We start from the raw sequence: 21,107 nt of genomic DNA, 5'->3' as shown, positions 1-21,107 counted from the left end.
GTTTGAGGCAAGGCGGTGCTGCGAGGTTTACCTCTCCCCTTGTGGGAGAGGATAGCAAGCCCGAACGAGACGAATGTCGAGTTCTTGGGCGCGCTTGGTGAGGGGTGAGCACCCACCTCATCGAAGCAGGGTCAGGAACTGAATCTCAATTCAACTTAGCGCGCCGCCACTCGAACGCAACACGAATTGCGGCCAAATCCCAGCCCAATCGCGCCCTACCACCCCGGCTGCATCGCCCCGGCGCGCACCCGGCCGATGCGCGGAAACACATTTATGTCGCGGCTCATCTCGTCCTCGACCACGCTCGGCGGCGTGATGTTGTCGAGGCAGGCGCTGATATGGGCGGTGATGGCATTGGTGAGCGAAGTCGAAAGACCCGGCCGCTTCATGATGCCGATCTGTACCGGCGCCAAAGGCGGAAAGCCATCGGGCTGGCCGAGCACCTTCATGCCGGTCCGGAGCGCCGATTCTGGCAAGACCGAGACCGCCATGCCGGCGAGCACGGCCGATGCAACCACGGTCGAAGACCAGCTGGTGAACAGGATCTGATATTCGCGGCCGATCGCATCGAGCGAGGCACAGGCGAGACGCCGCCACTGACAGTCGCGACGGCCGACCGCCAGCGGCACCGGCGCATTCTCCGGCAGTGGATGGTTGGCCGACATCACCCAGCAGAGCGGCTCGGTGCGCACGACCTCGGACTCACGCTCCAACGGATTGTGGGTGACAAGCGCGATATCGAGTTCGCCCTTCGACATCTTCTCGGCAAGGTCCACCGAGGGCTCGCAGACGATGTAGAGTTCGACATTGGGATGCGAGCGGGCGAAGCGCTGGATGATCTCCGGCATGTAGCGGTCGGCATAATCATCAGGCGTGCCGATGCGCAGCGTGCCTTCGAGGCGGTTGTCGTCGAAGGCCGCGACGGCCTCGTTGTTCAGCCGGATCATGCGACGGGCATAGTTGAGCAGCTTCTCACCCTCGGGCGTCAGTCGGTTGCCGCGGCCGTCCTTGACGAAGAGCGGCTTGCGGATGCGTTCTTCCAGCCGCCGCATCTGCATGGACACGGCCGACTGCGTCTTGAACACCCGGTCGGCGGCCTTGGTAAAGCTGCCGGCATCGGAAATGGCGACGAAGGTCTGCAACTGGTCTATGTCAAGCGGTGCGGTCATGGCCCAACCTATCCATCAGAGTGATTGATGATTACCATTAGAAACATTCGTTGGACTGATCAATAGATTTCTTGCATATTTTCAGCATCGAAAGCGATAGCTCAGGCCAAACAAACCACGGCCCGGGCGCCAAGGAGATACCAATGTCCATCTGTGAAGAAGCGCCCGCAAGCGCAATTGCGGGCAGAGGAAACCTATTGTCGAAATTCAACGCAACCGCGCTTCTTGCCTGGAGCGTTGCGGCACTCGGCACTTGGCGCAACCGGCGTGTGGTGGCTGACATGCGCGACTTCGACGACGCACAACTCGCCGATATCGGGTTGAGCCGTCGCGATGTCGAGATCGCACTTCAGGCGCCGATCAGCACCGATCCGACGCTGCATCTGATCGCCGCGCGCGACAATCCGCTGAAGGGCGTGCGCCATAGCTAATTCGTGGGGGCTCCCCGTCCCCACGCCGCCTGAAACCGTTCCGACCTCCCCCTTGAACCGTTTCCCCGCAGGGTGTCCGCCAAGCTACCCTGCATGACTGCCCGGTCCCGTTGCCTTCCCAAGCAACTGGCCGGGCTTTTTCTTTTTCAGATGTGCATGATGCTGACAGATAGTGGCAGGGGCCTGTCGTATAACGCTTGAATATGCATCGAGCCAATGCTGCGCAATTCGGCTCCGGCCGCATGGCAATGCCAACTCATTCACGCAGCCGGCGCACGACCTGACAAAGAAATTCAAAATGCCGGAGCCTATGCAGGTCCGGCCAGGAGATTTTCAAATGACGATGTTCAACGAAGCACACACATCGAGGATGACACTCCTCGACCGGCTCTCCGCCTTCGTCGCGGCGCTCGGCGGGATGCGCAGGACTCGAAGCGCGTTGCGCGATCTCGACGCGCTCGACGACAATCTGCTGCGTGACATCGGCCTCTCCCGGGGAGATATGCTCGATATCAGGACAGCACCGCTGTCTTCCGATCCCGATACGGTCCTCCGCCGCGCGCGGATGCGCAACATGTTCTGATCGCGACGTCGATCATTCCGGCATTGTGAACAGCGATATCTGGCCGCGAATGATCGTCTTGTAGTCTTCGAGGACAGTGTTTTTGTCCTGTCCGTCGGACAGCGCAAGCCTGACAGCACCGGTCGTGAGCTGGAACATCAGGAAAGCAACCCTACGGAAATCCTCATGGCGCGACGCCGGTACGAAGGGTCGGCCGGCCTCGCAGAAGCTGTCGGCCTGGCGGCGGGTGCTTTCGACATCGAGGTTCAACAGCGCCTTGTCGGCCTGGACAGCGTTGATCAGGTCGAGGATGGCCGGGTCCGAATGAACCCGCTCGAAGAAATAATCGAGCATGTCGGACGCCGATCGCTGCAACCCGTCGAGATCGGCCACCTCGGCGGCCCGGCCACCGATCGCGCCTTCGATCTCCTCCGTCCATTGCTGGAACAGCGTCGCGATAATCGCCGACTTGTTGGGGAAATATTGATAGACCGAGGAGATCGGCCCTCCTGCAAATGCCGCGATCTCGCGCATCTTGACGCCGTCGATGCCCTTTTCCCCGATCAGGCGCTTGGCGGCGGCGAGAATTTCTTCCACCCGCCCGCGACTTCGTTGCTGCTTGGGCGGGCGTCTCAGTTGACTATCCATGCGATACCGGTTCCACGCGTGACTGCGATCTGAATTGTAGCGGGTTATTACGCCCAGGGCTTCAAGCCGGTTCACACCGGGCTAAAATAAATCTTGCGAATATTGACAATTGCCAAAATAGGCGCCGCCGTTGTGGATAAGGGAAGGGATTGCTATAGGTCAGTCCCCTCCAACATGGACCTTCCCCGCATGCAGCAGATCGCCTTTCTCGGAACCGGATTGATGGGCGCACCGATGGCGCGCAACCTCCTCAAGGCAGGCTTTTCGGTTACCGCTTGGAACCGTTCGGCCGACAAGGCGGAGGCGCTGAAGACCGATGGCGCCACCGTCGCGGCTTCTGCGGCGGACGCTGTGCGGAATGCCGATATCGTCATCACCATGGTGTCCGACGGCAGCGCGGTGCGTGCGCTGCTCGATGGCGGCGTGGCCGATGCGATGAAGCCGGGCGCGATCCTGGTCGATATGAGCTCGATCAAGCCGCGTGAGGCGCGTACGCATTTCGACCTACTCAAGGCGAAGGGAGTAAGCGCATTAGACGCACCGGTTTCCGGCGGCACCAAGGGTGCGACCGACGGCACGCTGGCGATCATGGCCGGCGGCGAGGAAGACGCTTTTGAGACGGCTAAGGCGGCGCTTTCGGTAATGGGCCGCCCCACGCTGGTCGGCCCACCCGGCACCGGCCAACTCGCCAAGCTCGCCAACCAGGGCATCGTCGCCACCACCATCGGCATCGTCGCCGAAGCGATGCTGCTGATGCAATCGGCCGGCGCCGACATGAACCGGCTGCGCGAGGCGCTGAAGGGCGGCTTTGCCGATTCGATCATCCTGCAGCAGCACGGCAAGCGCATGGCCGACGGCGATTTCGTGCCCGGCGGGCGTTCGGCACTGCAGTTGAAGGATTTAAATAACTTGCGCGAGGAGGCCGAGAGCCTCGGGCTGGCGCTGCCGCAGGCGGAGTTGCAGCAGGCGCGTTATCATCGGTTTGTGCATGAGTTGGGTGGGGCGGATCTGGATCACGCGGGGCTGTTTCTGGAGCTGAAGGATCGGCAGAAGGGGTAAGAGAGACCCTTCTCCAACACTCAGTTCGACAGGTCTTGGCCCAAAGCGGGCTGAGTTTGCACTATCCAGCTAAACTCAATTTGCTTGCACGTCACGATGGTGCAAAAATCTTGAGATATGCGCCAGCTCTGCCAAACGCGACCATAGAATGATACATCAGAAAATTGACACCGAGCGACTGCGCCTAAGGCGATGGAAGCGCGAGGATCACGCTCCCTTTGCAGAACTGTGCAGCGACCCCTACGTGATGCAATTCATCGGCAACGGCTCGACTCGAACCGCTGAACAAGCAGGGCGATCCATTGCGTCGTTTGAAAGAGAATGGGACGAAAAGGGCTACGGCTTGTTTGCCGTTGAAGAAAAGCGAACAGGCGATTTGATAGGCTTTACGGGCTTGTCTAGGCCCGATTTTTTGCCCGAGATACTGCCTTCAATCGAAATTGGCTGGAGGTTTTCAAGGCCGTCCTGGGGCAAAGGCCATGCGAGCGAAGCTGCTGCCGCCGCCCTATCGTTCGGCGTTACTGAATTGGGTATCTCAGACATTGTAAGCATTTGCCAAATTGGGAATAGGGCTTCGGTGCGTATCATGCAAAAGCTAGGCATGGTTTTTGACCGCGAGACTATCGATCCAACCTGCGGGCGTGAGATTGAAGTCTACAGGCTTCCCGAGCAGCTAGAGTAAGTCTGGCGTAAATCAGACAGCCCTCTGGTGCCATTCCATAATGATAGATTACCTGCTCACTGATGACCGCTTTTGGGGCACGAATCTGCCCCTTGCCGTGGAAGGCACGTGGCGGATGCTCACTGTTTCGGCGCGAGACCATCGAGCAGGAAGTCGAGGCCCTTCCTGAAAGCACCATCCCAATCATTGTCCAACAGCAGGCGAGAGCGCTCGATCGTCGGGTAGTGTTCGCACAGGCGCGTAAGGCGCTCCTGGGCCGCGGCCTGGTCGTCGTCCGAGAGGTCGAAGCTGGCGCGGGTGATGGTGGCGCCGATCACATAATTCCAGAGCGACCATATCGCAACGTTCAAATCCGCGTCCGCTACGCCGGCGCCGGACAGTGTCTTGCTCAATAGTTCCAGGCGAATGAGAATGTTCGGGCCGAGCGACCGGCGCGGCAACAGCGATACCGACCAGGGATGCCGCAGCATGCTGGCGCGCCAGTCCTCGATCATATGAACGACGTCCCCGCGCCAATCTCTAGCCTCAGCGCCTTGCGCCGGCGCGCGATATTCGAGCACCGAGTCGAGGGCCAGATCGAAAACCTCGTCCTTGTTATCGACGTGCCAATAGAGGCTCATCGCGCCCGCGCCGAGGCGATCGGCCAGCCGCCGCATCTTCAATCCGTCGATCCCTAGGGCGTCCAGCAACTCTATCGCTGTCGCCACGATCCGCTCCAGCGAGAGGGGCGGTTCCTGCGAGGATTGTGGTGACATATCTTTCCGCTGAGGCCGTTTGCCCTCGGCGTCGCTACGTTTGGCTGCCATCCGTTTTCCTTGCTGACCAGAGCGTCGATTTAAGCTGGCAATATCGAAATGTCGATATTGAGCGATTGACTCGTACGACGTACGATGCGATTAAATCGTACGTCGTACGAGTCAATCATAACGGCAATAAACTGAAGTTCAATCCTGCAGGCCGCGAGCGTCGATTACTCGCAGTTCTCAGAGCCAGGAGAAAATCATGTCACGCGCAATCAGGCATCTGCTTATCGGAGGGCTAATCATCATGACCACGGGCGTTTCCACCCAGACAACGGCGAACGAGAACGATCGCAAGCTGACCATCGTCAATCCAAAAAACCTCTATGACCCGACGCCGAATGGCTACAGCACGGCGGTGATCGTGCCTGCCGGAGCCCGGGTGGCCTATATCTCCGGACAAGGCGGCCAGGACAGCACCGGCGCCCTGTCGCCGGACTTCGCCGTGCAGGTGAAGCAGGCCTATGCGAACCTACGCGCCGCGCTGGATGGGCTCGGTGCCAAGCCGGATCAAGTTGCCAAGCTAACGATCTTCGTGGTCGATCACGACATGTCCAAGCTTGGGGTGCTGACCCAGGAGGTCAAGGAAATGTTCGGCGACACGCTGCCGGCGCAGACCCTGGTTCCCGTCCCCAAGCTTGCGATCGACCCGATGCTCTTCGAGGTCGAGGCCATCGTTGTTCTGGAATAGTGGCGGCGAGAGATCAGGCGTCATCGTGGGGGCAAAGCTGCTTCCATTTGGAAGATTGGCGCGGGCTTTGGTATTCAGGCCCGCGCCGGCGCAGTCAGCGCCAGCACCTCGTCCGCCGGCCTGATCCTCAACCGCGTGATCCGGTTCTTCACCCGCTTCATCACGATGAAACGCTTGCCGTGGAAGGTGAACGACGATCGCTCCTCGGGGATCGACCGGCTTTCGTAGATCACCAGCCCGGCGATCGTCGTGGCGTCTTCGTCGGGCAACGCCCAGCCGAGCGCGCGGTTGAGGTCGCGGATCGACACCGCGCCATCGACCACCACAGAACCATCGGCCTCGCGCCGCACGCCGGAGAGGTCCGGCTGATGTTCATCGGAGATGTCGCCCAGCACTTCCTCGAGAATGTCCTGCATGGTGATCATGCCCTGCACCTCGCCATATTCGTCGACGACGACGGCGAAATGGGTGTTGCGGTGGAGGAACGCCGCGAGCTGGTCCTTCATGCTGGTCGTATCCGGCACGAACCAAGGCCGGTCGGCGATCTTCATGATGTCGAGCATTTCGGGCGTGCTACCCGGCACGGTCAGGGCGCGCAGGATATCCTTGGCGTGGATGATGCCGACGATATTATCGGTCTCGTCTTTCCACACCGGCATGCGCGTGAATGCGCTGTCGAGGATCGTCCGGACCGCGACCTCGGGCGGATCGTCGGCATTGATCGCCTTCATCACAGTACGATGGATCATGACGTCGGAGATCTCGCGCTCGTCGAGTTCCTGCCAGCTGTCGCGCTCCCGCGACGAGCCGTTGCCGTTGTTGTCTCGCGGCGCGTTGGCCTGGGCATCGCCGCCATTGCCCAGACGGCGCGGCTCGGTCTGTCCGTTGCCGGCGAGGCGACCAAGCCATGCGGCAAAGCGCGCGAGCCAGTTCATGCGCCTAGCCCTCCAGCTTTTCCCGGAGGAACGACAAGACTTCTGAGGCAGGCACATCGTCGGCGACGAAGGACTGGCCGAGGCCGCGCGTCAGGATGAAGGTCAGCTTGCCGCCCTTCACCTTTTTGTCCTGGGTGATGGCTTCGAGCAGCACCTCGGCCGGCGGCAATCCGCCCGGTATCTCGCCCATGGTGACCGGCAGGCCGACCTCGCGCAGATGCTTTTCCACGCGGCGGCCGAGATCGGGGCTTGCGAGGTTCATCCGCGCCGAGAACTGATGCGCCAGCACCATGCCGATCGACACGCCCTCGCCATGCACAAGCCGAGCCGAATCATATTGGGTCGCGGCTTCCAACGCGTGGCCGAATGTATGGCCGAGATTGAGCAGCGCTCGGCGACCGTTCTCGCGTTCGTCCTCGGCAACCACATCGGCCTTGGCCTGGCAGGAAATCGCGATCGCCTCGATCCGGGCCGCGCCGCCTTCGAACACCGCGCGCCAGTTCTTCTCCAGCCATTCGAAGAAATCCGGCTTGTCAATCAGGCCGTATTTGGCGACCTCGGCATAGCCGGCGCGGAACTCGCGCGGGGAGAGCGTATCGAGCACGTCGGTATCCGCCAGCACGAGGTCGGGCTGATGGAACACGCCGATCAGGTTCTTGCCATGGCGGGAATTGATGCCGGTCTTGCCGCCGACCGAGGAATCGACCTGCGCCAGCAGCGAGGTCGGGATCTGGATGAAACGCGTGCCGCGCCGCACGATGCCCGCCGCAAATCCGGTGAGATCGCCGATGACGCCGCCACCCAGCGCGATCACCGCATCGTTGCGCTCGATCTTGGCTTCCAGCACATGGTCGCAGGCCTTGATCAGCGGATCGAAGCTCTTGGTCTTCTCGCCCGCCGGCAGCGTCAGCGGGAACACCGATATGCCGGCTTCGCCGAGGCTCGCGGTGAGCGGCTCGAGATAGCGAGCGCCGACATGATCGTCGGTGATCACAGCCATGCGCTTGCCCTTGAGACGTGCTGCAATCTCGCTGCCTGCGCGCGCGATCAGCCCCGGTCCGATCAATATGTCATAGGACCGGTCGCCGAGTTCGACGCGGACGGTCTTTTCCAGTTCACTCATTGCCACTCTCATTTGCCAACGCAGCCACCGCACCGATCACTTCGGACGCGATCACGTCCTTCTTCTCGTCACGCGATTTGACCGTCAGATCGGCCTGCGCATAGGTCGGGTAGCGCGCGATCATCAGGTTCTCCAGCGTCTGCCTGGGATTTTCAGTCTTCAAGAGCGGCCGGTTGTCGCGCTTGATCACCCGTTCCCACAATGTTTCGAGATCGGCATCAAGCCAAAGCGACAGGCCGCTTGACTGGATCGAGGCGCGCGTATCGCCATTCATGAAGGCGCCGCCGCCGGTCGAAAGCACGCGCGGCCCAGTGCGGAGCAATCTTGTGATCACCCGGTTTTCCAGCTTGCGGAATTCCGGCTCGCCATATTTCTCGAAGAGTTCGGGAATGGTCATGCGCGATACGCGCTCGATCTCATGGTCGGAATCGATGAAGGGGATGCCCATCTCGGACGCCACCAGCTTGCCGATCGCCGATTTGCCGGCGCCCATCAGACCGACAAGCACGAGATTGCGCTTGCCGAGAACCCGCCGGGCGAGATCGGCCGCAGCACTGGTTCCGATGGTGGTTCCCTCCATGAAGCCTTTCCCGCATTGCATTCAAGTTCCTATGGGTAAAAGAACCGCAAGCGTCAAGGTGGCGAGCCGCATTCGCGCTTGCACAAGCTTGCCCGGCAACTCATAAATGACAGGGCCATTTCATCGAATCGCCGCAGGAACACCCAGCCAGCCAATGCCCACGCTTTTCCGCTTTCTCTACTGGTGTGCGCTGATAGCAGGTGTGGTCTATGCGATCCTCTTCGCGCTGGCCTATTTCGTGGAGCCGAAACCGCGCGACGCAACGATTGAAATCCCGTCCGAGCGGACCAATCCGCCGCCGCAATGAGGTGACGCCGTGCGCGATCTGTCCGCCGCCCATGCGGAAGCCTTTCTCGAAATGATGAGCGCCGAACGTGGTGCCGCGAAGAATACGCTTGTATCCTATGAGAGGGATCTCGACGAACTCTCGGCCTTTTTGAAGACCCGCAGCGCATCGCTGACATCCGCAGGCTCGCCGGACCTGCAGGCCTTCCTCAGTTACATGGCGCGCGAGGGCTACAAGGCTTCGTCACAGGCGCGACGGCTCTCGGCGATCCGGCAGTTCTACAAATTCCTCTATGCGGAAAATATTCGCGAGGACGATCCGTCGGGCATACTCGATGCGCCAAAGAAAGGCCGGTCGCTGCCCAAGACGTTGAGCGAGGAGGACACCAACAAGCTGCTGCTGCTGGCCGAACAGGAGGCCGCCCGCGAGGGACCGGGCAGGCTCGACCGGCTGAGGATGCTCGCTTTGCTCGAACTCTGCTACGCCACCGGCATGCGGGTGACCGAGCTCGTCTCGCTCCCTGCCCGCGTGCTGGGTGAGAACGGCCGGTTCCTGATCATCAGGGGCAAGGGCTCGAAGGAACGGCTGGTGCCGCTGACCAAGACGGCCGTAGCGGCCATAGCGGCCTATGGCGCGGAGCTGAAAGCCGTGCATGGCGACAAGGAATTCGCCTTCCTCTTTCCGGCTTCGAGCGCCACCGGCTACCTGCCTCGCCAGGTCTTTGCCCGCGACTTGAAGAGCCTCGGCACTCGGGCCGGCATCCGCGCGGCAGCGCTGTCGCCGCATGTGATCCGCCACGCATTTGCCAGCCACCTGCTCGCCAATGGCGCGGATCTGCGCGTGGTGCAGGAACTGCTGGGCCATTCCGACATTTCCACCACGCAGATCTATACCCATGTGCTCGATGAAAAGCTGCGTGAACTGGTCGAAACGCACCACCCCCTTGCAAAAACCACAAAAAACAGGGAATAGGATGCCGCGCGGCGGACAATGAAGCCGGAAACGGGTGACCATGCATAACTATCTCGATTTCGAAAAGCCGATCTCCGATCTCGAAGGCAAGATCATCGAGCTCAAGACGCTCGCCGAGCAGGACCAAAGCGTCGATACGTCGGACGAGATCGCGCGGCTTGAAACGCGCGTCCGCGACGCGATGGCCGATATCTATTCCAAGCTGACGCCGTGGCAGAAGACCCAGGTCGCGCGCCATGCGGACCGTCCGCATTTCATCGATTACCAGACGCAGCTGTTTTCCGAGTTCACGCCGCTGGCCGGCGATCGCAAATTCGCCAACGACGATGCGATCCAGGCGGGCTTCGCACGGTTCCGCGGCGAGCCCGTTGTGCTGATCGGCCAGGAAAAGGGCTCCGACACCAAAAGCCGCATCCGCCACAATTTCGGTTCGGCCCGCCCCGAAGGTTACCGCAAGGCGATCCGCATCATGGAACTGGCCGACCGTTTCGGCCTGCCTGTCATCACGCTGGTCGATACCGCCGGCGCCTATCCCGGCATCGGCGCCGAAGAGCGCGGCCAGGCCGAGGCTATCGCCCGCTCGACCGAGACCTGCCTCGGCGTCAAAGTGCCGATCGTCTCGATCATCATCGGCGAAGGCGGCTCCGGCGGCGCCATCGCGATCGCCACCGGCAACCGCGTCTACATGCTCGAACACGCGATCTATTCGGTGATCTCGCCCGAGGGCGCGGCCTCCATCCTGTGGCGCGATTCGACCCGCGCCAAGGAAGCGGCGCAGAATATGAAGATCACGGCGGAGGACCTGAAGTCGCTCGGCGTCATCGATGGAATCATCGCCGAGCCGATCGGCGGCGCCCATCGGGCACCTGAAAAGGCGATCGCTTCGGCCGGCGAAATCATCGCGTCGTCGCTCTCCGAACTGAAGGGCCGCAAGGACTTGCGCGAAGAAAGACGGCAAAAGTTCCTCGCAATGGGCCGTCAGCTCTGAAGTGCCACGATACCGCCCCAACTAGGCCACAATCTTTCCCTTTGAAAGACTTGGCGGTTTGCGCGGTATGAAGGTGAGCAGCAGTGGTTAACCGGATGTGAACAATCCAGTAACCAATTTTGACTTATAAGTTTCGCTTGGTATCATTACGCGCAAGAGCTTCCGGGCGCGCGTTTGCATAGTGGACATTGGTGGCATGCGGTTATCTCACGGACTTGTATTTGCTCTGGGACTGGGCTTGCTGGCGAGCTGCAATTCCCAGGATGCGCTCGTCGGGATCGAGCATGTGTCGAACCGCGTCGAGCATCCGCTTCCCGCCAAGATGCGCTCCAAGCTCGCCAAGATGAACCTTTCCATGTCGTCGCCGATCATGATGCGCATCTTCAAGGAAGAGGCGGTCATGGAAGTCTGGAAGGCGAATTCCCAGGATCGCTACCAGCTCGTCGCGACCTATCCAATCTGCGCCTGGTCCGGACAGCTTGGTCCGAAGAAGAAGGAAGGCGACCGCCAGGCGCCCGAGGGCTTCTACACGATAACGCCGGCACAGATGAATCCCAGTTCGAGCTACTATCTGTCGTTCGACATGGGCTATCCGAACAAGTTCGACCGTGCTTACGGCCGCTCGGGCCGCAACCTGATGGTCCATGGGGCTTGCTCTTCTTCGGGCTGCTATTCGATCTCGGACGCCGCGGTGCTGCAGGTCTATGCGTTTGCGCGCGATGCCTTCAAGGGCGGCCAGAAGAGTTTCCAGATTCAGGCCTTTCCGTTCCGCATGACGGCGGAGAACATGGCCAAGCGCCGTTCTTCCGAACATTACGAATTCTGGAAGAACCTCAAGACCGGCTACGACCATTTCGAGATCACCCACCGCCCACCGGTGGTCGATGTCTGCGGCAAGAAATACGCGTTCAATGAGGTCGGCGGCTGTAACTCGGGGACGCCTCCGGCGCTGACCGCAGCCTACCAGAGCTATTCCAAGAGCTACGAGCAGGCTTTCAACGCGTCAACGACGAAGTATTCGGCCGATTGGAAAGACACTGCCGAGTGGGACCGCAAGGCGCAGGAGCGCCTCGACCGGCGCATGGGCAAGGTCCGCGCGATCCCGAACGACGCCGATTATGTCGTGGTCGACGCGCAGGCCAAGAAATCCATGACCTCGGATGCCGTCGCGTCCTATTCCGAAGCGAAAAAGAAGGTCGAGGACATCAAGAAGGGCGTCCGGCCGACCGTCGAATATATCTCGGTCGCGGAAGTCGCCTACCGCAAGAAGCTCGCGGACGAAAAGCGCAAGGAAGACGAGAAGCTCGAAAAGCGCCTCGCCAAGGCAAGGATCCCGGTTCCCGAGCCCAATCCGATCAAGCCCGTGATGCAGGCTTATGTCGCCGAGGAACAGGACGAAGACGCGCCGTTCTGGAAGGTCTGGGAGCGCAAGATCAAATCCGCGCCGCCGGTCGAAGTAACGACTGCTGATCCGAACGCCTTGCCTGTCGTCGTCGATGGCACCGCCAAGACGGACGAAAAGAAGGCGATCAAGACCGAGGCTGTTGCGGCGAAGAAGCCGGCCGACGCCAAAGCAGATCAGGCCGAACAGGCTGTCCAGCCACCGGTCGCTGCCGCCGACAGCCAGCCCAAGGAAAAGCCATTCTGGAAGGTCTGGTAATATCCGTGGCGGACGACATTGCCGCCACGCTCGACCTGCGCGGGCTGAAATGCCCCTACCCCGTGATCAAGACCGAGAACCGGCTGGTCAAAATGGCTGCCGGCACCCTCATTTCCGTGGAAACCACCGATCCGCTTTCAGCCATCGACATCCCGCATTTCTGTAACGAGAACGGCCACGCGCTGGTATCGCAGGAGACGCTGGAGACGGGGCACAGGTTCGTGATCCGCAAGAGACTTGACTGAACTATCGGACTTCATGCATCTTATGCATATTGCATAAGAGCAGGAGGCCCCAATGCTGAAAGTCAGCGCAGCCGAATTCCAGCGCAATATCGGCAAATATCAGGACATCGCTCTTAGAGAACCGGTCGCGGTGACGCGTAACGGGCGTGAAGGAACGGTGCTGATCTCCGCCGACGAGTACCGCGACCTGCACAAGAATTATCGAAGAGTCATGCGACTGGAGGATTTCACCGAGGAAGACATTCGCGCCATCGAAAATGCCAGGCCTTCGCCAGAATCGAAGGCTTTCGACCATGAGGTGGAGGACTGACGGTGGCGCCGTTGCGGCCAATCCCCGGCCAAGTCATCCGGTATTCCTACCTCTGGGCCGACGAACATCGGCGCGGCCGCGAAGAGGGTGCGAAAGATCGACCGTGTGTGGTTATCTTGGCCGTCGAGAGCATGCAGGATGGCAATGAGTTCGTGACGGTGCTGCCGGTAACGCATAGCCCGCCCGGCAATCAGACGCATTCGATAGAAATTCCACACGCAACCAAGCTTCGTCTCGGACTTGACGATCAGCGTTCTTGGATCGTGCTCAGCGAAGCCAATCGCTTCACATGGCCAGGACCTGATATTCGGCCGGTTCCGGGTCAGACCTCAATGATCTACGGCGAACTTCCCAGCAAACTATTCGAACTCACACAGCAGCGCTTTCTGACAGCGCTTCGTGAGCAAAACACATCTCTAGTCCCCCGCACCGAATAGTGAACGCTCCATCTCCCACTTGCACTGTTGCAATTCTCGCCCCTTGGGATCATCTCTAATCCAACAGAGCCAGCCCTAGCGGGAAAAACATGTCTTCCAGTCAGGATTTATCACGCCGGGCCGCGCTCCAGATTCTTGGAACAGGAACACTCGCCATGACGCTTACCACAGCAGAACCCGCAGCCGCCCAGGCGGCCAAGCCGAGCTTCGCCGTTACCCGGCCCATCCATATCCGTTCGGTGGCGCTGAGGGTTCGCGACCTCCCGATGATGACCTCGTTCTACAGCCAGATCATGGGCATGGACGTGCTCGCGCAAACCGAGAGCGAAAGCGTTCTCGGCAAGGATGGCGAGATGCTCTTCACACTGAAATCCCGGCCCTCGGACGAGCCGGACGACGGCCGTTCCGCCGGCCTGTTCCACACCGCCTTCCTGATGCCGGACCGGGCGTCGCTCGGCCGCTGGCTGATCTTCGCGGTCAAGAACAATGTGCCTTTCACCGGCTTTTCCGATCACCTCGTGTCCGAAGCACTCTATCTCGACGATCCCGAGGGCAATGGCATAGAGGTCTATGCCGACCGCGCGCCAGAGAGCTGGCGCTGGAACGGCGACCAGATCGCCATGGCGACCGAACGTCTCGACATCGATAGCCTCGTCAGCGGATTGCCGGGCGATTCGACCATGCCCTTCGTGGCGCCGTCGGGCTTCCGCATCGGCCATGTGCACCTGCGTGTCGGCGATACGGCCAAGGCCGAGGATTTTTACATCAAGACCGCCGGCCTCGACATGATGGCGAAGATCCCCGATGCCAGCGCGATCTTCCTCGCCAATGGGCGCTACCACCACCATATCGGCGCCAATGTCTGGCGCAGCCGTGGCGCCGGCATGCGCAGCGAAAAGATGAACGGCCTCGACAATCTCGCCTTCTCGGTCTCCGAGCCATTGATGGACGGGCTGCGCGGACGATTGCGCGGCGCCGGTTCCGATTTCCACGAGAGCGGCGATACGATCGAAGCACTCGATCCCTGGGGTACGCGCGTGAAGTTCGTCAGCGCGGCTTGAGACGCAAGTGCGGCTCGGCCTACCGATCCCGTCTTAGAGCCTTCCATTTAACAATGAAAGGCTCTACACAAAATCGGCACTTGTGACGTCGGCGGCGTTGACCTTCAGCAGTACGAATATGTCACCATTGCCGAAATCGACGATCGTGTTCTTTCCGGACTGGCTGATGTCGGCGGATGCGAACGTGGCCTGGATGAAATCCGGTGCCGCACCACCGCCGTCGGCATCGAAGTCGTTGATCGTGTCGCGGCCCATCCCCGCCGCGAAAATGAAAGTATCGTTTCCGCCGCCGCCGATGAGAACATCGCGGCCCTCGCCGCCTTGAAGCTCGTCATCGCTGCCACGGCCGTTGAGGATATCATTGCCGTTGCTGGCGGTGAACGTGTCTTCCTGGTTGGTGCCGATATATTTCAGGCCGCTGGCGGCCAGACGGACGGCAAGTGACAGGGTGAATTCAGACATGTCTATACCGGCGAGTTGGCCGGGATCAATCCTGAGACCGGATAGCATTTGCAGCGGCGCACCATCGGGATCGGTGAACGTCACCTTCTGGATGGTCCCCGCGCTCAACCGACCCATGTCGTAATCGAAATTTTTGCCTTCGAAGAAGACCTTCTGGAAGGATGACGTGTCGAGACAGACGACCTTGCTCTTCGTACCCGAGAGCACGATCAGCGCCTCGACATCGAGCGCGGTATCGTAATAGGCATCGAATAGCTTCACCGTCGGCTTGGCCATGGTGATCTCCCTTGATCAATGATCCGTTGGCATTCGCTGTCCCGGCGGCATGCTTTGCGCTGGCGAGCCCTGTGTCAACCCTGCTTGGCCTTATTGCCAGATTTGGAACGAGATGGTCATGGAGGGTGCGGCCGGAACGGGGGCACGTCCCGGCCGCTGGAGGTCAGGCGAGTTTCTGTTTAAGAAACTCGACTGTCCTGGACCATGCGAGGTCCGCCGCTTGCCTGTTGTAGCGGGCGGACGACGTGTCGTTGTTGAAGGCGTGGTTGACGCCGTCATAGACGAAGATCTGGAAGTCCTTCTTGTTGGCCTCGAGTGCGGCCTTGTAGGCGTCGATGCCTTTATTAATACGGTCGTCGAGGCCGGCATAGTGCAGCATCAGTGCTGCACTGATCTTCGGCACCTCTTCCGCCGGCACCTGCGCACCGTAATAGGCGACGCCGGCCTTCAGGTCCGGCGACAGTGTCGCCAGCCGGTTTACCTGGCCGCCGCCCCAGCAGAAGCCGATGGCGCCGACATTGCCGGTCGAATTCTGGTGGCCCTTGAGAAATTCCACGGCCGCAACGAGGTTCGAGCCATAGATATCCTGCGTGATCGCGCCGATCATCTCGCGGGCCTTGTCCTCGTCTTCGGGCGTGCCACCCGAAGGCGAAAGCATGTCCGGCGCCATGGCCAGGAAGCCTTCGAGCGCCAGCCGCCTCGTGACATCCTTGATATGCGCATTGAGGCCGCGGTTTTCATGGATCACGATCACCGCCGGAAGCTTGGTCGCGTCCTTGGGCATGGCCGCATAGGCCTTGATGTCGCCCGGCGCGCCGCGATAAGTCAGGTCCGTGGTGGTCAGCCGATCGTCGTTCTCGGGAATGACCTCCGCTGCGGCCTTGCTGGCCGCGAGCATCGGGGCGATTGCGGCGGCTGCCGCGCCCGAGCCGGCCAGTGCCCGCAGTTTGCGCATGAAGTCGCGGCGATCGAGCGTCAGATGGGTATATTCATCATAGGCACTGATCATCGCCTGGGTGATTTTGGGATGTTCCAACGGCACGTCCTCCCTATTCACAGGTGTGCGAGCTTAAAGAAAGAACCCGCAAAGATCACGGCACGGGCGATCAAAACCGCATGCGCGCATTCAATTTAGCGTGATGAAACGCAATTGCCGGCGCTTGCGTTCCGTCGCGCTATTCGACATGCCAGCCGTGGCTGACGATCAGCGACTGGCCGGTCAGCGCGTTGGTCGGGAAAGCCGCGAAGAAGAACGCCGTCTCGGCGACATCCTCGATGGTCGTGAACTCGCCATCAACGGTCTGGCCGAGCATGACCTTCTTGATCACCTCCTCCTCGGATATGCCGAGCGTCTTGGCCTGCTCCGGGATCTGCTTCTCGACCAAGGGAGTGCGGACGAAGCCGGGGCAGATCACATTTGACCGGATAGCGAATGTACCGTTCTCCTTGGCGACCGAACGCGCCAGCCCGAGCAGTCCGTGCTTGGCGGTGATATAAGCCGATTTCGCGGGCGAAGCCTCCTTGGAATGAACCGAGCCCATATAGATGATCGCGCCGGACTTCTGCTTCTGCATATGCGGCAGGCAGGCCTTGGTGGTGAGGAAGGCGCCGTCGAGATGGATGGCCAGCATCTTCTTCCAGTCCGTGAAGGCAAAATCCTCGATGCGGTTGACGATCTGGATGCCGGCATTCGAAACCAGGATATCGACCGTGCCCCATTTGGCGACGACATCGGCGACGCCCTTGTTGACCTCGGCTTCGCTGGTCACGTCCACGGCGATGCCGATCGCCTCGCCCGGACCTTGGGTGTTAAGTTCGGTCGCGGCGGCATTGGCCGCTTCAATCTTGAGATCGGCGATCGCCACCTTGGCGCCCGCCGCGACATAACGCTTGGCGATGCCGAGGCCGATGCCGCTCGCGGCGCCGGTGACGATGGCGACTTTGCCCTTGAGGTCCATGATAGTCTCCTTCACGAATGCTGTTTGTCGTCTCTGCGGTGGTCGATGGACACGAAGCCATCGTCCGGGATTACGCGGTTCTGCCACTGGCGGGAAGCGAAGGTCTTTCGCACATCGTCGTAGCCTGCCTTCCAATGTTCTTCCATGGTCAGCCGCGAGAATTCGTTGTCCATGGAATGGGTCTCGTAAGGCTTGCGCGCGTAGATCAGATGCACTGCCCTCACCGCGCCGCGATCCTCCTGTTTCCGTAGGATCCTGACATCGCCATCATCGGTGAATTCGAGTGGCAGCCGGTCGAGCAAGCGCTTCAGCGCCTTTTCGTGGCGCTCGTTCCTGGCCGCCTCATTGGTGTTCATACGGGTGCGGCTGGAATAGCGGATCTCTTTTTCGCGGGCGAGCACATCCGACATGTCGCGCGGCATCATGCCCTTGGCGGAGAATAGGTCGACCTGGAAGACGCAGATATCGTCCACGGTCCGCCGCTCGTCGAGCACCCATTGGAACGGCGTGTTGGAAACCAGGCCGCCATCCCAGTAATATTTGCCGTCGATCTCGACGGGCGGAAAGCCGGGCGGCAGCGCGCCGGAGGCGGCAACATGGTGCGCCGTGATCGGCCTCGGGTCATATCTCTGACGGCAGGGATGATTGTCGAAATAGGCGAAATCGCCGGTGACGACCTCGACCGCGCCCAAGCTGAGGCGGACGGCACGGCGGTTGATCAGGTCGAAATCGACCAGCGTCTCCAGCGTCTCGATCAGCGGCGAGGTGTCGTAGAAGCTGATCGCGGCGTCGGGATCGGCGACATATTGCCAGGGCATCAGGCTGCGCGGCAGATAGAACCCGTTGACGCCGACCGCCGAGTTGAAGGCGGAGGAATATTCGTTCAGCCATTTGCGGATCAGCGGGCCGGTCTCGAATGGAAGCGTCTTCGGGCCGCCCGACGCCATTTCCCAGAACGCGCGCAGCTTTTCGACGCGCCTCTCCTCGGGATTACCTGATATGATCGCCGCATTGATCGCGCCGATGGAAATGCCTGCGATCCATTCGGGCCGGACGCCGGCATCGTGCAGCGCTTCATAGGCGCCCGCCTGATAGGCGCCCAATGCGCCGCCACCTTGCAGAACCAGGTATTTCTTGTCCTTGCCGAGGTCCATATGAACATCCTCGCGGAAGTGGCCCGCGCCTTTGCAGCGCAATATTCATATAGGGATCAGAGTGCGCCGCACAAATTAATTCAAGGCAATGTTCGCGGCAAGCCAGAGCCAGAGCAGGCCGTTGACGACAAAGCCCGCGATGAAGACGGGCACGCGGTGCCGCAACCGGTTCTGGCCGACATGGACGATCGCATGGGCGATTCGCAGAACCACGAAGATCCACGCAAGAATAACCGGTACGACGGTCGCATGCCCCGCGGCATAGGTCGCGATGCAGCCGGCGATGAAGAGCACCGGCAGTTCATACTGGTTGGTAAGGTTGTTCCGGAGGAAGAGCGTCTCGGCCGGCTCGGCCACATTGTCGCGGAACTGCGAAAGCCTCGCCTTTCCCGCCTTCACCGCAGCCTGCCTCCGGGTAAACAGCATGTAATAGAGGACGTAGATCAGAGCGACCTGCACGATCACAGGCCAGAAGATTGCGGTTGATTGGGTCATGAACGGCGCTGTCCGTGGCTTCGCCTAAAAGATCTTGAGATACAGATATACGAGCAATTGCGGCGCGGCGATCACCACGGCGGCGATATAGGCCCACAGTTTGACGATGGTTGTTCGCGATGCCTTGAGGACCCTGGCATCATCCGGCAGCGCCGGCAGGGCGTCGATCATCCGGCCGAGCTGGATATTTTCCAGGTAATCCCCGACCAGCGCAATCACTGTGGTGCCGATGCCGAGAACCTGCAGAGCCGGAATGAAATACGGAATCATCCGCGCCGTAGCGGGGTCTCCGGCAAACAACAAGTTTGCCGCGATGAAGACGAAACCAAGAATGGCCGGCACGCGAAGGTCGAGTTTTCGCACGCGATTGACGCGGTCCAGCTGGCCGGCATCGCCGCCCAGGTCTTTCAGGAAGGCGATGATCTCCGTGTCGTAGCCCGACAGGCGCAACTGGAGCCCCGTGAACCGGGGTGCCAGCCTGCGCATTTCCCAAAGGGTCATGCCCCCAAGCATAATGGCAGCCGCGATCAGGATCAGCCAGCCATGTTCTTCCATCAGCCGCCGCCGTGGTAGTTCGGGCTTTCCCGAGTGATGGTCACACCATGCGGATGGCTTTCGCGCAGGCCGGCGCCGGAGATGCGCACGAAAGTCGCCTTCTCCTGGAAATCCGGAATGTCCTTGCCACCGACATAGCCCATCGAGGCGCGAAGGCCACCGGCGAGCTGGTGCAGGACGGACGCGACCGGCCCCTTGTAGGCAACCTGTCCCTCGATACCCTCGGGCACCAGCTTCAGCGTATCGCGCACTTCCGCCTGGAAATAGCGGTCCGCCGAACCGCGCGCCATCGCGCCGACCGAGCCCATGCCGCGATAGGCCTTGAAGGAGCGGCCCTGGTAGAGATAGGTCTCGCCCGGGCTCTCGTCGGTCCCGGCCAGCAGCGAGCCGACCATGACGGCCGAGGCACCGGCGGCGATGGCCTTCGCCAGATCGCCCGAGAACTTGATGCCGCCATCGGCTATCACGGGAATATTCTGCTTCTGGGCCGCATCGACGGCGCCCATGATCGCGGCGAGCTGCGGCACGCCGACGCCCGCGACAATGCGGGTCGTGCAGATGGAGCCCGGGCCGATCCCGACCTTCACCGCATCCGCGCCCGCATCGATCAGCGCCTGGGTGCCATGCGGCGTCGCGACATTGCCGGCCATGATGCGGATCGAGTTGGAAAGCTTCTTGGCGCGGGTGACCGCATCCAGCACGCGCTGGGAGTGCCCATGTGCGGTGTCGATCACCAGCAGGTCGATGCCGGCATCGATCAGCCGTTCGGCCCGTTCGAAACCATCGTCGCCGACGCTGGTGGCAGCAGCGACGCGCAGACGACCCTGCGCATCCTTGGAGGCATTCGGGTTGAGCTGCGACTTCTCGATGTCCTTGACGGTGATGAGGCCGATGCAGTGACCCTCGTCATCGACGACCAGCAGCTTCTCGATGCGGCGATTGTGCAGCAGCCGCTTGGCTTCCGTCTGGTCGATCGTTTCCTTCACGGTGACCAGATTGTCCTTGGTCATCAGTTCATGGACCGGCTGGTCCGGATTGGTCGCGAAGCGCACATCGCGATTGGTCAGGATGCCGACCAGCTTGCCGGTGCGGGCAGTGCCGGTGCCGAGCACGACGGGAATGCCCGAGATCGAATAGGTCTTCATCAGGCCCAGCGCTTCGGCGAGCGTGCCATCGGGGCTGATCGTCACCGGATTGACGACCATGCCGCTTTCGAACTTCTTGACCTGGCGGACCTGCTCGGCCTGCTCGATCGGGGTGAGATTGCGGTGGATGACGCCGATGCCGCCGGCCTGGGCCATGGCGATCGCCAGCTTCGCCTCGGTGACGGTGTCCATTGCGGCCGAGAGAATGGGAAGGTTGAGTTCGATATCGGCCGCGATCCTGGTGGCGATATTGGTCTGCCCCGGCATGACCTCGGAATGACCCGGCTGCAGCAGCACATCGTCAAATGTGAGCGCTTCGAGTCCTGTCGCTGTTTCTATGAGACGTGCCATGCCATGCTCCTTGAATACAACCCGGGAACGGCTTGGGAGACCGCTGACGGGCGAAAAATCTATCGGAAGATG

General features: G+C 60.9%; 26 protein-coding genes. 13 read left to right on the top strand and 13 right to left on the bottom strand.

Features of this window, described 5'->3' with window-relative positions; translation table 11 throughout:
* Positions 1 to 215: 215 nt before the first annotated feature.
* Complete coding sequence (locus IHQ71_RS01660; RefSeq protein WP_258160161.1) at positions 216 to 1,169, bottom strand: LysR substrate-binding domain-containing protein; 954 nt, start codon at positions 1,167 to 1,169, stop codon at positions 216 to 218.
* Positions 1,170 to 1,366: 197 nt separating this feature from the next.
* On the opposite strand from IHQ71_RS01660, the gene IHQ71_RS01655 reads away from it, so the two are divergent.
* Both IHQ71_RS01655 and IHQ71_RS01650 read left to right on the top strand, forming a co-directional pair.
* Positions 1,367 to 1,600 carry a DUF1127 domain-containing protein gene (locus IHQ71_RS01655; RefSeq protein WP_258160160.1) on the top strand — a complete coding sequence of 78 codons (234 nt, stop codon included), beginning with the start codon at positions 1,367 to 1,369 and terminating at the stop codon, positions 1,598 to 1,600.
* Between the two features lie 337 nt (positions 1,601 to 1,937).
* Entirely contained in the window at positions 1,938 to 2,183 is a 246-nt protein-coding gene (locus tag IHQ71_RS01650; protein ID WP_258160159.1) for a DUF1127 domain-containing protein, read from the top strand.
* A gap of 12 nt (positions 2,184 to 2,195) precedes the next feature.
* Here the strand turns inward: IHQ71_RS01650 and IHQ71_RS01645 are convergent, their stop codons facing one another.
* Positions 2,196 to 2,810: a TetR/AcrR family transcriptional regulator gene (locus IHQ71_RS01645; protein ID WP_258160158.1), complete on the bottom strand. Its 615-nt coding sequence runs from the start codon at positions 2,808 to 2,810 to the stop codon at positions 2,196 to 2,198.
* Positions 2,811 to 2,999: 189 nt separating this feature from the next.
* Here IHQ71_RS01645 and IHQ71_RS01640 point away from each other — a divergent pair, with 189 nt between their 5' ends.
* Together IHQ71_RS01640 and IHQ71_RS01635 are read left to right on the top strand one after the other, a co-directional pair.
* Positions 3,000 to 3,869, top strand: coding sequence for an NAD(P)-dependent oxidoreductase (locus IHQ71_RS01640; RefSeq protein WP_258160157.1), 870 nt, complete (start codon positions 3,000 to 3,002; stop codon positions 3,867 to 3,869).
* A gap of 148 nt (positions 3,870 to 4,017) precedes the next feature.
* The gene (locus IHQ71_RS01635; protein ID WP_258160156.1) at positions 4,018 to 4,551 is read left to right on the top strand and encodes a GNAT family N-acetyltransferase; all 534 of its coding nucleotides are present in this window, start codon (positions 4,018 to 4,020) and stop codon (positions 4,549 to 4,551) included.
* A 119-nt stretch (positions 4,552 to 4,670) separates the two neighbouring features.
* On the opposite strand, the gene IHQ71_RS01630 is transcribed toward IHQ71_RS01635, so the two are convergent.
* Positions 4,671 to 5,357, bottom strand: a complete 687-nt coding sequence (locus IHQ71_RS01630; protein ID WP_258160155.1) for a TetR/AcrR family transcriptional regulator — start codon at positions 5,355 to 5,357, stop codon at positions 4,671 to 4,673.
* 196 nt (positions 5,358 to 5,553) lie between these two features.
* Between IHQ71_RS01630 and IHQ71_RS01625 the strand changes: the two genes are divergently transcribed.
* Positions 5,554 to 6,042: a RidA family protein gene (locus IHQ71_RS01625; protein WP_258160154.1), complete on the top strand. Its 489-nt coding sequence runs from the start codon at positions 5,554 to 5,556 to the stop codon at positions 6,040 to 6,042.
* A gap of 74 nt (positions 6,043 to 6,116) precedes the next feature.
* Here IHQ71_RS01625 and IHQ71_RS01620 read toward each other — a convergent pair whose 3' ends face one another.
* The 3 genes from IHQ71_RS01620 to IHQ71_RS01610 are packed head-to-tail and all read right to left on the bottom strand — an operon-like array spanning position 6,117 to position 8,680.
* Positions 6,117 to 6,977 carry a transporter associated domain-containing protein gene (locus tag IHQ71_RS01620; protein WP_258160153.1) on the bottom strand — a complete coding sequence of 287 codons (861 nt, stop codon included), beginning with the start codon at positions 6,975 to 6,977 and terminating at the stop codon, positions 6,117 to 6,119.
* A gap of 4 nt (positions 6,978 to 6,981) precedes the next feature.
* Positions 6,982 to 8,100 carry a 3-dehydroquinate synthase gene (aroB, locus tag IHQ71_RS01615; RefSeq protein ID WP_374989943.1) on the bottom strand — a complete coding sequence of 373 codons (1,119 nt, stop codon included), beginning with the start codon at positions 8,098 to 8,100 and terminating at the stop codon, positions 6,982 to 6,984.
* A complete protein-coding gene (locus IHQ71_RS01610) occupies positions 8,093 to 8,680 on the bottom strand; it encodes a shikimate kinase (RefSeq protein WP_258160151.1) in 588 nt (195 codons plus the stop codon). The genes aroB and IHQ71_RS01610 overlap by 8 nt, the downstream gene beginning before the upstream one ends.
* Before the next feature lie 154 nt (positions 8,681 to 8,834).
* On the opposite strand from IHQ71_RS01610, the gene IHQ71_RS01605 reads away from it, so the two are divergent.
* The 8 genes from IHQ71_RS01605 (at position 8,835) to IHQ71_RS01570 (ending at position 14,639) form a co-directional block, all read left to right on the top strand.
* Entirely contained in the window at positions 8,835 to 8,987 is a 153-nt protein-coding gene (locus IHQ71_RS01605) for a hypothetical protein (RefSeq protein ID WP_258160150.1), read from the top strand.
* Positions 8,988 to 8,996: 9 nt separating this feature from the next.
* Positions 8,997 to 9,938 (top strand): site-specific tyrosine recombinase XerD, encoded by a 942-nt coding sequence (locus IHQ71_RS01600; protein ID WP_374989942.1) that lies wholly within the window; start codon positions 8,997 to 8,999, stop codon positions 9,936 to 9,938.
* A gap of 40 nt (positions 9,939 to 9,978) precedes the next feature.
* Positions 9,979 to 10,926: an acetyl-CoA carboxylase carboxyltransferase subunit alpha gene (locus IHQ71_RS01595; RefSeq protein ID WP_258160149.1), complete on the top strand. Its 948-nt coding sequence runs from the start codon at positions 9,979 to 9,981 to the stop codon at positions 10,924 to 10,926.
* 196 nt (positions 10,927 to 11,122) lie between these two features.
* Positions 11,123 to 12,586 (top strand): L,D-transpeptidase family protein, encoded by a 1,464-nt coding sequence (locus IHQ71_RS01590; protein ID WP_258160148.1) that lies wholly within the window; start codon positions 11,123 to 11,125, stop codon positions 12,584 to 12,586.
* 5 nt (positions 12,587 to 12,591) lie between these two features.
* Complete coding sequence (locus IHQ71_RS01585) at positions 12,592 to 12,831, top strand: sulfurtransferase TusA family protein (protein ID WP_258160147.1); 240 nt, start codon at positions 12,592 to 12,594, stop codon at positions 12,829 to 12,831.
* A gap of 52 nt (positions 12,832 to 12,883) precedes the next feature.
* A complete protein-coding gene (locus tag IHQ71_RS01580) occupies positions 12,884 to 13,141 on the top strand; it encodes a type II toxin-antitoxin system Phd/YefM family antitoxin (RefSeq protein ID WP_258160146.1) in 258 nt (85 codons plus the stop codon).
* A 2-nt stretch (positions 13,142 to 13,143) separates the two neighbouring features.
* Positions 13,144 to 13,578, top strand: coding sequence for a type II toxin-antitoxin system PemK/MazF family toxin (locus IHQ71_RS01575; RefSeq protein ID WP_258160145.1), 435 nt, complete (start codon positions 13,144 to 13,146; stop codon positions 13,576 to 13,578).
* Positions 13,579 to 13,733: 155 nt separating this feature from the next.
* Complete coding sequence (locus tag IHQ71_RS01570) at positions 13,734 to 14,639, top strand: VOC family protein (RefSeq protein ID WP_258160144.1); 906 nt, start codon at positions 13,734 to 13,736, stop codon at positions 14,637 to 14,639.
* A 63-nt stretch (positions 14,640 to 14,702) separates the two neighbouring features.
* On the opposite strand, the gene IHQ71_RS01565 is transcribed toward IHQ71_RS01570, so the two are convergent.
* The 7 genes from IHQ71_RS01565 to guaB form a co-directional block, all read right to left on the bottom strand.
* Complete coding sequence (locus IHQ71_RS01565; RefSeq protein ID WP_258160143.1) at positions 14,703 to 15,377, bottom strand: calcium-binding protein; 675 nt, start codon at positions 15,375 to 15,377, stop codon at positions 14,703 to 14,705.
* A 163-nt stretch (positions 15,378 to 15,540) separates the two neighbouring features.
* Positions 15,541 to 16,413 carry a dienelactone hydrolase family protein gene (locus IHQ71_RS01560; protein ID WP_258160142.1) on the bottom strand — a complete coding sequence of 291 codons (873 nt, stop codon included), beginning with the start codon at positions 16,411 to 16,413 and terminating at the stop codon, positions 15,541 to 15,543.
* A gap of 139 nt (positions 16,414 to 16,552) precedes the next feature.
* Positions 16,553 to 17,335, bottom strand: a complete 783-nt coding sequence (locus IHQ71_RS01555; protein ID WP_258160141.1) for a 3-hydroxybutyrate dehydrogenase — start codon at positions 17,333 to 17,335, stop codon at positions 16,553 to 16,555.
* A gap of 11 nt (positions 17,336 to 17,346) precedes the next feature.
* Positions 17,347 to 18,489 (bottom strand): patatin-like phospholipase family protein, encoded by a 1,143-nt coding sequence (locus IHQ71_RS01550; protein ID WP_258160140.1) that lies wholly within the window; start codon positions 18,487 to 18,489, stop codon positions 17,347 to 17,349.
* Positions 18,490 to 18,564: 75 nt separating this feature from the next.
* Positions 18,565 to 18,984, bottom strand: coding sequence for an MAPEG family protein (locus tag IHQ71_RS01545; protein WP_258160139.1), 420 nt, complete (start codon positions 18,982 to 18,984; stop codon positions 18,565 to 18,567).
* Positions 18,985 to 19,008: 24 nt separating this feature from the next.
* Entirely contained in the window at positions 19,009 to 19,539 is a 531-nt protein-coding gene (locus IHQ71_RS01540) for a hypothetical protein (protein ID WP_258160138.1), read from the bottom strand.
* Positions 19,539 to 21,035, bottom strand: coding sequence for an IMP dehydrogenase (guaB, locus tag IHQ71_RS01535; protein ID WP_258160137.1), 1,497 nt, complete (start codon positions 21,033 to 21,035; stop codon positions 19,539 to 19,541). The genes IHQ71_RS01540 and guaB overlap by 1 nt, the downstream gene beginning before the upstream one ends.
* Between the last annotated feature and the right edge of the window lie 72 nt (positions 21,036 to 21,107).

It is taken from the genome of Rhizobium sp. TH2 (genome assembly GCF_024707525.1).
In the GTDB taxonomy this organism is placed as follows: Bacteria; Pseudomonadota; Alphaproteobacteria; order Rhizobiales; family Rhizobiaceae; genus Rhizobium_E.
Note: the sequence above shows the minus strand (reverse complement) of the source record. Positions and strands in the feature narration are given on the sequence as shown.

Excerpts from the sequence above, each read along its gene's own strand:
- IHQ71_RS01660 (WP_258160161.1), bottom strand. The coding sequence starts at position 1,169 with ATGACCGCACCGCTTGACATAGACCAGTTGCAGACCTTCGTCGCCATT.
- IHQ71_RS01650 (WP_258160159.1), top strand. The coding sequence starts at position 1,938 with ATGACGATGTTCAACGAAGCACACACATCGAGGATGACACTCCTCGAC.
- IHQ71_RS01645 (WP_258160158.1), bottom strand. The coding sequence starts at position 2,810 with ATGGATAGTCAACTGAGACGCCCGCCCAAGCAGCAACGAAGTCGCGGG.
- IHQ71_RS01640 (WP_258160157.1), top strand. The coding sequence starts at position 3,000 with ATGCAGCAGATCGCCTTTCTCGGAACCGGATTGATGGGCGCACCGATG.
- IHQ71_RS01635 (WP_258160156.1), top strand. The coding sequence starts at position 4,018 with ATGATACATCAGAAAATTGACACCGAGCGACTGCGCCTAAGGCGATGG.
- IHQ71_RS01630 (WP_258160155.1), bottom strand. The coding sequence starts at position 5,357 with ATGGCAGCCAAACGTAGCGACGCCGAGGGCAAACGGCCTCAGCGGAAA.
- IHQ71_RS01625 (WP_258160154.1), top strand. The coding sequence starts at position 5,554 with ATGTCACGCGCAATCAGGCATCTGCTTATCGGAGGGCTAATCATCATG.
- IHQ71_RS01620 (WP_258160153.1), bottom strand. The coding sequence starts at position 6,977 with ATGAACTGGCTCGCGCGCTTTGCCGCATGGCTTGGTCGCCTCGCCGGC.
- aroB (WP_374989943.1), bottom strand. The coding sequence starts at position 8,100 with ATGAGTGAACTGGAAAAGACCGTCCGCGTCGAACTCGGCGACCGGTCC.
- IHQ71_RS01610 (WP_258160151.1), bottom strand. The coding sequence starts at position 8,680 with ATGGAGGGAACCACCATCGGAACCAGTGCTGCGGCCGATCTCGCCCGG.
- IHQ71_RS01605 (WP_258160150.1), top strand. The coding sequence starts at position 8,835 with ATGCCCACGCTTTTCCGCTTTCTCTACTGGTGTGCGCTGATAGCAGGT.
- IHQ71_RS01595 (WP_258160149.1), top strand. The coding sequence starts at position 9,979 with ATGCATAACTATCTCGATTTCGAAAAGCCGATCTCCGATCTCGAAGGC.
- IHQ71_RS01590 (WP_258160148.1), top strand. The coding sequence starts at position 11,123 with ATGCGGTTATCTCACGGACTTGTATTTGCTCTGGGACTGGGCTTGCTG.
- IHQ71_RS01580 (WP_258160146.1), top strand. The coding sequence starts at position 12,884 with ATGCTGAAAGTCAGCGCAGCCGAATTCCAGCGCAATATCGGCAAATAT.
- IHQ71_RS01570 (WP_258160144.1), top strand. The coding sequence starts at position 13,734 with ATGACGCTTACCACAGCAGAACCCGCAGCCGCCCAGGCGGCCAAGCCG.
- IHQ71_RS01565 (WP_258160143.1), bottom strand. The coding sequence starts at position 15,377 with ATGGCCAAGCCGACGGTGAAGCTATTCGATGCCTATTACGATACCGCG.
- IHQ71_RS01555 (WP_258160141.1), bottom strand. The coding sequence starts at position 17,335 with ATGGACCTCAAGGGCAAAGTCGCCATCGTCACCGGCGCCGCGAGCGGC.
- IHQ71_RS01550 (WP_258160140.1), bottom strand. The coding sequence starts at position 18,489 with ATGGACCTCGGCAAGGACAAGAAATACCTGGTTCTGCAAGGTGGCGGC.
- IHQ71_RS01545 (WP_258160139.1), bottom strand. The coding sequence starts at position 18,984 with ATGACCCAATCAACCGCAATCTTCTGGCCTGTGATCGTGCAGGTCGCT.
- IHQ71_RS01540 (WP_258160138.1), bottom strand. The coding sequence starts at position 19,539 with ATGGAAGAACATGGCTGGCTGATCCTGATCGCGGCTGCCATTATGCTT.
- guaB (WP_258160137.1), bottom strand. The coding sequence starts at position 21,035 with ATGGCACGTCTCATAGAAACAGCGACAGGACTCGAAGCGCTCACATTT.